Source organism: Chryseobacterium defluvii (assembly GCF_014204415.1).
GTDB lineage: Bacteria > Bacteroidota > Bacteroidia > Flavobacteriales > Weeksellaceae > Chryseobacterium > Chryseobacterium defluvii_A.
This window is the reverse complement of sequence record NZ_JACHLE010000011.1, coordinates 1-11306: the sequence shown is the minus strand read 5'-3', so window position 1 is coordinate 11306 and position 11306 is coordinate 1. Positions and strand designations below refer to the sequence as shown.

Sequence of the window (11306 nt, the reverse complement as noted above, 5' to 3'; positions counted from 1 at the left end):
CATTGGCTTTACATTTTCAAATACTGGTGTACCTTTAAGATCAATTTTCTTTTTGGTCTCTTTTGTTTTTTGTTGTAAATTTTTCATTTTAATAAATTGTAAATTATTCACAGTCTTGCTTTATTACACTATCATGAATAATGATATTTTCATCTATCATATTCATCATTCTAAGCTTGTCTCTTGTAATCTCCAAAGGAGTACTCAACATTGGCTTTACATTTTCAAATACTGGTGTACCTTTAAGATCAATTTTCTTTTTGGTCTCTTTTGTTTTTTGTTGTAAATTTTTCATTTTAATAAAATTTAAATTAAACACATTATAATAATTCCTTAATATTCACTGTTTTTCCAAAAGAATTGTCATTAGTCGTTAAACTTCTCCAATTATTCATTTTATCCGATTTTTGCCAAATTTTAATTAGATTATTGCCAATAATACTTCCCGCATTCCATTCTACATCATTTTCAACATCAATTCTTTTAAGTTTTACTGAAACATAGCAATGCCCTTGAGGTGTTATTCTCATTAATCGTTCTCCTGTCCGTGTTAATAAAGGTTGATCATTTAATAAATTTTTAAAAGCATCCTCATCAATATCGTTTACTATTTCTTGCCAGGCAGAATCTGCTGGATAAATAATTTTATCATTTACTAGTTGCTTAAGTTGTAAATTAGCATGATAAAGCTCCTCATTATTTGGCATATCTGTTTCTAAATTAATTGCTCTTCCTGCGATATAAAGGGGTGCAAAACTATATCCTAATGGTTCATACTGAGAAATAAGCTTCCCTATATTATAAATGTCATCCTTGTTGTATTTTGTTAGGACGGTTCCAACAATAAAGGGGACTTTATGTTTATGGAGTAGTTCCATTCCCTTAATTACTTTTAAAAAGTTACCTTTACCTCTGTATCTTTCACATATCTCTTTGGTTGAACCATCTAATGTTGTTTGTAGAAAAACAAAATTCTTTAATTTACTTAAATAAATAACGTCCATTTCCGTTGTTAGAGTGAGATCTGAACCAATTGAAACCATCAAACCCAAACTGTCAGCATAGGAGATCATTTTTAGTAAATCATCTCTTCTCGTAAATGGGTCACCTCCAGTAAACCTTACATAAAAGACTCCGGAATCTGATATTTCTTTGATTATTGGAAGCCAATCTTCCCAAGATAGTTCCTGAGAAATATCAACACGTGGATTACTAAAATATGAGCAATAAGAACATTCTCGTGCACATTTATTAGTACTTTCAATCTCAACACCTAAAGGGGAATAAAAATACTCCTCAGAAAAGTTTTCCTCCAGAATATCTTCAAAATAGAAAATAGGAGTAGTTATCACATTTTGTTCTTTAAACTCAAAACAGATATTAACATTTTTCAAGAGCTTTACAAATTCCTCTATTTCTTCTACTTGTACTTTGGAAATATCAAAATTTTCGGATATACTTTCATAAATCTCCAAAATACTTTTGGGGTTTTTTAATGCTGAAATAATCTGGTACCCTAATTTGTTAAAAAACCTAACTGATTTCCTCTCATTAATTAATACAATACAACCAAAAACCTCTTTTCTGATTTTTAATTGTGGATTCAAAATAAATTTTTCCATAATATTTTATTTTATAAATTATTTTTAACTTAAAAATTACATTTTATAAACTTTTCTTTTTAGTAAATCTATATGTCCCTGAAACTGAGCTTTTATAAATTCATAATCATTAATAATAACTCTATCTAAATCGTCTAGCATCAATTGGTTTTCCCTAAAAGGTCTCAATTCATCAATCAATAAATCTTTCAAAAAGTTTTTCAGATAAACAAAATCATTATTAGTAGAGTAAAAGTTCAGGAGGTCTTTATGTCCCAAGGAAATAAGCCAATCTTCAATAACCTTCTCCGTTTCAATTTTTTCAATTTTTTCAGCTATAGAATCTTCATCTTCTGACAAAAAAATACTATTGTGCTGAAACATATACTCACCATCTAAACCTAATACATATCCATTTCTTGCTGGTTCATATATTGGGGGATAATTATAATCGTTATATACTTTTTTTAGATTATTTTTAATATTATTCATTATATATGTATAGCCAATAATCTCTTCTCCTCCTTGAAATAATTCGACCTCTAAGGCAAAGGAAATTGCAGGCATTCCTAATTGGGGATACAACAATTCAAAAACACTTGCATATAAATTTAGTCCCAGCTCCTCTCTTTGATAAGACTTAAGTCCGCCTAAGAATGAATTTTCATATAAATAATTACAATACTTAAAATCTATAAAATTTGCATAAAGTGTAATCAACTCCATTATATATGGCATATAAGAACTTGTTAGAATAATGTGATTTTTTTCTACATCATATCCACAATTAATAAAATCCTGCACCACAAAATATGTTCTATTTTTTATCGCCTCTGCTTCTTTTGGGTTCATTAGTATTGCCATAATATCATCTATAATCAAAAATGACTCAAATTTGTTTTGATTATTGACAAAATCCTTCATTGAGCCCCAATAGTGACCTAAGTTTCTAGGTCCAAAAATTGGGTTTTGTACACATACTTGTTTTAATTGATATCTATCGTTTTCTTCCATAACTTCTAGTATAAAACAGGGTTAAAAATTCTTTTGTTAATTCTACTTTATCATTCTGAAGATCTTCTTTAATTTTGGGAATAATTAATTCCAATATTTCTTCATATTTTGACTCGTATCCTTGTCTTTTCATTGCATTTGCTTCTTTCAGATAAGAGTCAACTAATTTTAAATTCTTTTTTTGTTCATCAATTTTTTTCTTATTTATTTTAAAATTTTCTATTATAATATTTTTTGAATTTCTAACTGAAAGAATATCAATTTCATGATTAGTTTCAAAAATTTGTTTAAACAAAGGATCAGTAATTAAATTGGTATAAAGCTCTTCCTTGTACTCTAATTCAATAAATTCATCAGAATATAAAAATTCATAATCCATAACTAAACTTGAACAAGCTAAATCTATGAGATCAATAGCTTTATCTGGAAAATAATAATCCTGTATATCTTTTGTAAGGTTAATTGCCTCAAGAACTGCCTCATCCGTAATTAGTATATTATAAAATGCTTCGTACTTATACTTGATTTTTTTTAGTATCAGATACGTTATATAATCACTTGGCTCCTCAATAGTTACTTTATGAAATCTTCTGTCGAGCGCCTTATCCAATAGGATTGAATGTTGATATTCAACAAAAGTAGTTGCTCCAATTAATTGAATATCACCTCTAGCAATATATGGTTTGAGAAGATTAACAAAATCTACAGAACCTTCAGAAGCTCCAGCTTTCATAATCGTATGCAGTTCATCTATAAATAATATTACTTCGCTATTGCATATTTCTTTTAGTAATTGTTCCGCTCTTTCTTCAAACTCTCCCCTATAACTGGTTCCTGCAAGCATATTAGACATCTTTATACCATATATTTTCTTATTTTTTAATACTTCTGGAACCTCATCATTAACAATCATTTGAGCAATGCATTCAACTATTGCCGTTTTTCCTACACCTGGATGTCCTAAAAGTATTACGTTGTTTTTTATTCTTCTACATAATGTCTCTATCACTTTTTTTATTTCACTGCTTCTAAAAAAAACAGGATCATACTTTTTTAATCTTGCACTATTATTAAAATCTATAGAATATTTATCAATAAAACTATTACTTGATTCAATGTTTTTCATAAATTAACTCTTTAATTTTTTTGTTGAATTTTTTAACAATCTCAGTCCCTTCTTCTTTCGTAAAAAACTTTTTATTAAAAACAAAGTCATAATTTATATTATGTTCTGATGCATATATATTGATTAATAAATAATAACATCCAGCTTTTTTTTCTATTGAAAATGGGGTAATATTTAGTAAATCACCTGGCTCGGATTGATCATATATAAAATTGTACTTATACCTTCTAAGTAATTCGTGTCCGTAGACCGAAAGGTTTAAATTATTATATACCATATTATTATCATATAAACTATTTGATACAGCCAAAATATATTTTGATTTAATAAACTCTAATACATTAGTGAAATCTTTACTTCTAATATTCAATCTTAAAAAAATTGAATTTGTAAACAATCCGATCTCATTGATTAAACTATCTGATTCTCTTCCTGATGAAGTACAATCTAAGATGATATCTTGCTTTTTTGTAAGTGATTGTAATGTATAATAGTAGATAGATAATATAAAAATGTTTATCGTAGTTTTTTTTATTCTACAATAGTTTTCTACCTTAGCCAATATTGTTTTCGACAGTTTACTTTTTATTATGAAAGTATCATAAAAGTCATCAGCATATTTATCTATGTGCTTGGGAAAAAGTAATGGAGCATTATAGCTTTGTAAGAACTCTCCTTTCCAAAAATTTTCACTAACTCTATACTCATTAGTATAAGGGAAATATTCTTTTGCTGCTATATATTCATGAAATTGAATTTTTGTGGTGTCTACTCTTTTTTCATAATAGTTATTGAATAGCTCCTTAATCATTGGATATAAAGATAAACCATCAAATATTAAATGATTAATGACAAAAAACAAAATATCTTTTTGAGGAATATGTATTAAATAAACTTTCAGTAAAGGTTTATTATCAAAAATATTAAAGATTTCTAATGTTTTTGCCTTAAGGTATTTTATAGCCTCTTTCTTGGTATTAAAATTCAATTCAATAATTGAAAAGTTGTCTTTTAAATACTTAAGATGCAAGACATCTTCAACTAGTTCAAAAGATGACATCAAAATCTGATTATTTTTAATAAGATTTTCAAATGCTCTATGTAATTTAGGCATGTTCAATTTCTCTACAATGAATCCAAAATTTATATTTGAATTATATGAATTATTGATAACAAACTTATAAACATCCCTTTGTAATTGGGATGCTCTTATTCTTGTTATTTTAGGAGATTTTTTGAAATAATTAAGTATTTCTTTATGATTATTTTTAATATTATCATAAAGTATATCATTTTCTATGTAATGATTATTAACAATGATTATTTTTTCTCCATCTATTTTTAGAGAAATTTTTTTTAATTTAAGATAGCTTATTAACCCAAAAACATTGTTAGATACTGAAGCTTGTATCTTAGTAGATTCATGTATCTCTTTTTCCTCATAATAAATATAGTTTTGAGTTATTTTCTTTATTGTTGGAGAAGCAAAGAAATCTTTAAGGCTTACCTGAATTCCCAAGTTTTGATAAATCTTATTTAATACCTGTGCGACCATCAAACTATGGCCTCCCAATTCAAAGAAGTTATCGGTAACTCCTACTCTTTCTAATCCCAATACTTCCTGCCAAATTTCTGAAAGTTTTTGTTCCGTTTCATTCCTCGGTGCAACATATTCTCTCCTGATCAGATCTTCACCGCTAACTCCCGGTAATGACTTCCTGTCGATCTTTCCGTTAGGGGTTAAGGGAATGGCTTCCAGCTCTACAAAGTACCCCGGAACCATATAATCCGGCAGCTTACTCTGCAGATATTCTCGTAATACTGTTTTGTCTATGTTTGGTATTTGAGCTGCATCACTTCCTACGGCTTCTGTTGCTTCTAGAGAACTTGTATAATAAGCGACCAATACTTTCTCGCCATTGACTTCCTTTGCTTCTGCCACAACCTGCTTAATCGCAGTGCTAAACTGGGCTATGCAGCTCTCGATCTCGCCTAATTCTATCCTATATCCTCTTATCTTGACCTGGAAGTCTTTTCTCCCTAAAAACTCAATGTTTCCATCGGGTAGCCATCTGGCTAAATCGCCCGTGTCATACATCTTGCTCCCTGCTTCAAATGGGTTGTCTATGAATTTCTCTGCCGTTAACTCTACCTTGTTCAGATAACCACGCGATAAGCCAGCGCCGGATACATACAATTTCCCGCTTACTCCTACAGGTACCAAATTCAGGTCTTCATCCAAAATATATACCTGAGTGTTCGAAATAGGCTTTCCTATTGGAACAGCAGTATAATTCTGATGACGCTCTAGTTTGTAACAGGAGGTAACTACGGAATTTTCAGTCGGGCCATAGTTGTTATAGATAGTATTATTTTTTGTCCGGATATTATCCAATGCTTCTCCTCCTGACAGGAATGTAATATTATCTATGTTATTTTTTTCCAGTAATTCTTTTAATACAAACGGAGGAAGATAGGAATGGGTGATCGATCTGTTTAAATAAAACTCACTGAGTTTATTTATATCATATTTAATTTCGTTGGCTAAAGGGTATAAGCACCCGCCACTTAATAAATAAGGAAATATTTCCCAAACGGAAGCGTCAAAACCCTGTCCTGAGAAAAGAGCTGATTTGCTATCGGCATTGACATCAAAGGATTTGTTGTGCCAATGACAAAGGTTAATCAATCCCTTATTTTCTATCATCACCCCTTTAGGTTTCCCTGTGGTCCCTGAGGTGTAAATAATATACGCTAAACTATCAGGCCTGCTGATCACAGGAAGATTATCTTTCGTATATTGATGTTGTGTGCTTTGTAATTCTTGTTGAAAAACATTTAAAAAGGATTCATCAATGGTAATTTTTGCTCTTGTGTCTTCTTCAATATAAGCTATTCTATCCTCAGGATATTCAGGGTCTATCGGTACATAGGCTGCCCCTGACTTCAGAACTCCCAGAATGGCCACAATCATCTGTTCACTTCTATCAAGTTTGATCGTTACCAGATCATCTGCCTGAGTGTCATAATTCTTTCTAAGGTAAGCTCCTAATTGATTAGACTGCTCATTGAGCTCCCGGTAGGTAAGTTCTGTATCTTCAAAAACAACGGCTATATGATCCGGGGTTTTCTCTACCTGTGCTTCAAACAGCTCGATCATTGTCTTATCCCTCGGGTAATCAACACTCGTGTCATTGAACTCTAATAATAACTGGTGGTGTTCTTGTGGAGAGAGAAAATTGAGGTCCTTAATTGAGGCGTTTTCATTATCTATGATTTTTTCAATAAGATTGCATGCATGCTTTATTAAACCGCCTGCCAATTTTTCATCATAGATCTCACTATCATAGGTTAAATCTAAATGTAATCGGTTATCTTCAATATAGAAACTAAATGCTAAATCAAACTTACTGGTATGATCATCTACAATGAATTTTTTCATTGTAAGATTTTCTATTTGTGATGCTTCTATTTCTGAATTTTCCTGTAAGGAAACCATGACATCAAATAACGGGTTCCGGCTTGGGTCATAAGGAAGTCTCAAATTGGCTACTAATTCATCAAAGGGATATTCCTGGTATTGATAGGCATCTAATAATTGGATTTTATTACTGTTCAATAGGTTCAGAAACGATTGTGCTGAATTAACATTTGCTCTTAACGCTAATGTATTTGCATAAAATCCTATCTGATCCTGAAGTTCCGGATATTCTCTATTGGCGATCGGAGTTCCTACTATGATATCATTCTGATGGGAATATTTGTATAATAAAACATCTACAAGGGTTTTTATCCCCATAAACAGGGTGGCTTCATTATCTGAGCATAGCTTCTGAAATTGGGATAGGTTCTGTTCACTGATCTGTTCGGATATCGTATGCCCTTTACCACTTTTATATTTAGGCCTTGCTTTGTAAGAGGGTAATTCTAAAACAGGGATCTCGTCATTAAAAACGGAAAGCCAGTATTCTTTATCTGAGTTTTGGTCTTTTATCTTTTCCTGCTGCCAAACTGCATAATCTTTATACTGAATAGGGAGAGCTGGTAAACTGAAATCTGTATTGTCTATATTTTTATAGAGCTCAAAAAAATCTTTTGCAAGAACTTCAACAGACCAGCCGTCACTGATGATGTGATGCATCACGATCAACAACAGATATTTTTGATCTGATATCCTGAAAATATTTCCCCTGAACAATTCTCCTTTTGTCAGATCAAAGGGGGTATCTATACTTTTCTGAACATTCTCCAGGATATCTTTAGATATATCGGTACTTTCTAAATGAAACAGGTCTTCTTTAAATTCCTTCACAATTTGTACGGGATTCCCATGATCGTCTTCTCTAAATACAGTCCGCAGGGATTCGTGTCTCTTAACAAGAGCTCTGAATGTTTTCTGAAGCCTGTCGATATTAAGTTCTCCTTCAATCTCGAAGATCATAGGCATATGGTAGGCTACATTTTCAGGATTCATCTGCTGCAGAAGCCACATCCTTTTCTGGGTTGAAGATAGGGGATAGAAATCCTTCTTTTCAGACCGGGGTATTCCGGTTCTGGAAGAAAGATCTTTTAGAAAGGAAATAATCTCTTCTTTATGGTTTTTTATTTCTTCTAAAATGTTGGGCGTTACTGTACCCTTTGGCGCCTGTATATCTAAATTATCGCCTTTAAGGGATAATTTTATACTGAGTTCGTTTAGCTTTTCTAATAATTGGTTCATAAAAATAACTGCTGATCCTTTAATAAGAATTTAGTTTCCGGTTCTGTTTCTTTCTTCTTCGTTTCCTGTTGATCTTTTTACGGATTTAATCTTTTGATTTCCGAATTTATAAGAGACCGTTAATTGTACAGACTGATTGTCGTTATAGTAAATTCCTCTTTGATAGACATTATTCACAATAGAGCTTTGTTTCATTTTTTCTGTGCGGAAAATATCATTAGCCTTCAGGGAAATTCTTAAATTTTTGTCCAATAAAAGGTATTGAATGGTTGCTGACAGATTGCTCATCGCTCCTGTTCTATAGAATTTCCCGTCTACACCTGAGAAATTGTACCAATAGTTGATATTGAATGTCCACGTCTTGTCTTTATTCAGTATAAAATCATTGTTGGTGGAAAATCTGCCGCTCCAACCTTCCTGCTTTCTTTGCAAGACGTCTATAAAGGAAGTAGACTGTACATAATTAATATCTAAGGAGTTGGTTGAAGTCCACCACTTCAGCTTATCAAAAGTGTAGGCCTCCGCAAATCCGAACCGCTGTGTATTTACATAATTTTCATTGGTAAACCTGATGTAGTTATCAGCCGGATTTGCAATAGCAATCTGCCCGTACAGATTCTCTTCATTACTATAATACAATTTGCTGTCAAAGCTTTTATAAGTATGCGTTAATTCTATATTATCTATGAAAGCCGGCTGCAGAAACGGGTTTCCTTCAATACTCTGGAACGGGTTTTCAAAATACAGGTTAGGATTAAGTTCATTAAAGGCAGGCCTGTCAATTCTCCTGCTATAGCTAAATCCTAAAGAGTTGTTTTCATTCGGTTTGTAAGTAATATATAATGTCGGGAAAAACTTTAAATAGTCATTTTTAGTCACCTGATTCAGCGTTAAAGAATTTCCTTCGGTTTGGGTCGCTTCCATCCTGACACCAGCCTGCGCTTCCCATTTGTCATTAAATTTTTTGTTTCCGGAAATATACAGGGCCTGAACATTTTCAGTATACTCAAACAGATTATCTGCCAAAGAATAAGACGTTATCGGGCTATTTACCAAACCGCTATTGAAAAACTTAATAGTGTTATTAGCTTTTGAGGTCGTAATTTTTCCGCCAAAGCTCAGATCAACAAAAGATGTAGGATATTCAATATCTACCTTTCCTGAAAAGTTATCTATTTTTTGAATATTGTTATTGTCTCCTAAAAAATACTGTTCACTGTAAGGATTGTATATTATTGAATTTCCGAAATAAGACTTTTCATCAGTATTCTTGAAATTAAAATAATCTAAATTAATGGTCAGGTTTCTTCCCAATGAATCCAGCTTAAAGTCATTATAATAATTAATAGAATTGAAAACCGGCTTATTTCTCGTTTGTTTATAGGTTTTTAAATATTGAATCAGATCATTGGTCCCATAAGTCGTTACCGGCGTGTCTACATCTCCGTAGAAATAGGGTTTGTTCGTATTAAGAATGTACTGAATTCCTGTAGTCCAGTTTTTTGTCAACTGATAATCAATGCCCAATTTTCCGCCAAATCTTTTATACTCCACTACATAAGGGGAAGCAGTATGCCATAAAGCGTCCGGAAAATAAGCATAATCATTTTGTGTGGAATATCTTGCACCATCCCTGTAATTCAGTGAAGTAGAAATTGTCAGTTTATCTTTATTGTAATTGAAATTTCCGAATACGGAACCATCTGCCCTGCTTCTCTGCAGGTAACTTGCTCCAACATTTGCATTCCAGGAATCTCTTCTGGCTGTTTTTGTTTTAATGTTGATAATTCCGCTATTTCCTAATGCATCATATTTTGCAGGCGGTGTGGTGATAACTTCTATGCTTTTTATATTGTCTGCAGAAATAGATTTTAAGAAATTACTCAAATCTTCCTGTTTCAACTGGATCAGCCTGTCATCTACCATTACACTTACGGCTCCTTTTCCAATAATAGATACATTATCATTCTGTACTTTTACCCCGGGAGTGATTTTTAAGGCATCCAAAGCATCGCCCCCTGTTGTAGCAATTGTATTTTCAACATTAAAAACCAAACGATCAATTTTTCTCTCAACCAGTTTCTTTTTGCCGGTAATAATGACCTCTTTTATCTCTTTGGCATCATCTATTGCGATCGTTCCTAAATTCAAATCAGAATGAACCTGAATATTCTTATTATAAAAGAAATGATTAAGCTGCTTTATTTTGAAAGTATACTCTCCACTATTGTTTATTTTCAGGGAAAAGCTTCCATTCTCTCCAATCAGATCGTTTTTAACAATTACCGAATCTTTATCCAGCAGGAGAACTTCTGTAAACTGATTTTTATTTTTATCCGTTTGTTCTACTTTTCCGGAGATGGTATATTGACTATAAAGATTATCCGTTAAAAATACTAAAGCTATACAACATAAAAATCTTAATTTGCTAAATAGTAAATGTTTCAGATTCTGATTCTTCATATTGATTGGTTGAAAGATTATGGATTAATTTTAGATTGTTAATTAGATCAGCTAACTGCTTAATTGTATTTCGTTCGAAAAATTGATTGATGTTTACATTAATATTGAAATTTTCATTGATGATATGAATTACTTTAATGGCTGCCAGGCTGTGTCCCCCCAGTTCAAAGAAGTTATCCGTGACTCCTACTTTCTCTATCCCAAGGGTTTGCTGCCAGATCTCCACAAGCTTCTCCTCCGTCTCATTCCCAGGTGCCGTATATTCTCTCCTGATCAAGTCCTCCCCACTCACTCCGGGTAAGCTCTTCCTATCGATCTTACCATTGGGCGTTAATGGTATTGCCTCCAACTCTACATAGAAACCCGGTACCATATACTCCGG

Annotated in this window: 7 protein-coding genes; all 7 read right to left on the bottom strand. The window is 32.1% G+C overall.

Annotation, left to right across the window (positions count from 1 at the left end):
- Window positions 1-103: 103 nt before the first annotated feature.
- The gene (locus HNP38_RS17810; protein ID WP_184192125.1) at window positions 104-295 is read right to left on the bottom strand and encodes a hypothetical protein; all 192 of its coding nucleotides are present in this window, start codon (window positions 293-295) and stop codon (window positions 104-106) included.
- Between the two features lie 25 nt (window positions 296-320).
- Window positions 321-1622 carry a radical SAM protein gene (locus HNP38_RS17805; RefSeq protein ID WP_184192123.1) on the bottom strand — a complete coding sequence of 434 codons (1302 nt, stop codon included), beginning with the start codon at window positions 1620-1622 and terminating at the stop codon, window positions 321-323.
- A 36-nt stretch (window positions 1623-1658) separates the two neighbouring features.
- On the bottom strand, window positions 1659-2615 hold the full coding sequence (locus HNP38_RS17800; protein WP_184192114.1) for a hypothetical protein: 957 nt from the start codon (window positions 2613-2615) through the stop codon (window positions 1659-1661).
- Window positions 2599-3741, bottom strand: coding sequence for an AAA family ATPase (locus tag HNP38_RS17795; protein WP_184192104.1), 1143 nt, complete (start codon window positions 3739-3741; stop codon window positions 2599-2601). The genes HNP38_RS17800 and HNP38_RS17795 overlap by 17 nt, the downstream gene beginning before the upstream one ends.
- Entirely contained in the window at window positions 3728-8461 is a 4734-nt protein-coding gene (locus HNP38_RS17790; protein ID WP_184192102.1) for a non-ribosomal peptide synthetase, read from the bottom strand. Before HNP38_RS17790 ends, HNP38_RS17795 begins: the two co-directional genes overlap by 14 nt.
- A gap of 30 nt (window positions 8462-8491) precedes the next feature.
- A complete protein-coding gene (locus HNP38_RS17785; protein WP_184192100.1) occupies window positions 8492-10924 on the bottom strand; it encodes an outer membrane beta-barrel family protein in 2433 nt (810 codons plus the stop codon).
- Window positions 10890-11306 (bottom strand): phosphopantetheine-binding protein (locus tag HNP38_RS17780; RefSeq protein WP_228461095.1); only part of this gene is annotated, 417 nt, incomplete at its 5' end. The genes HNP38_RS17785 and HNP38_RS17780, both read right to left, overlap by 35 nt.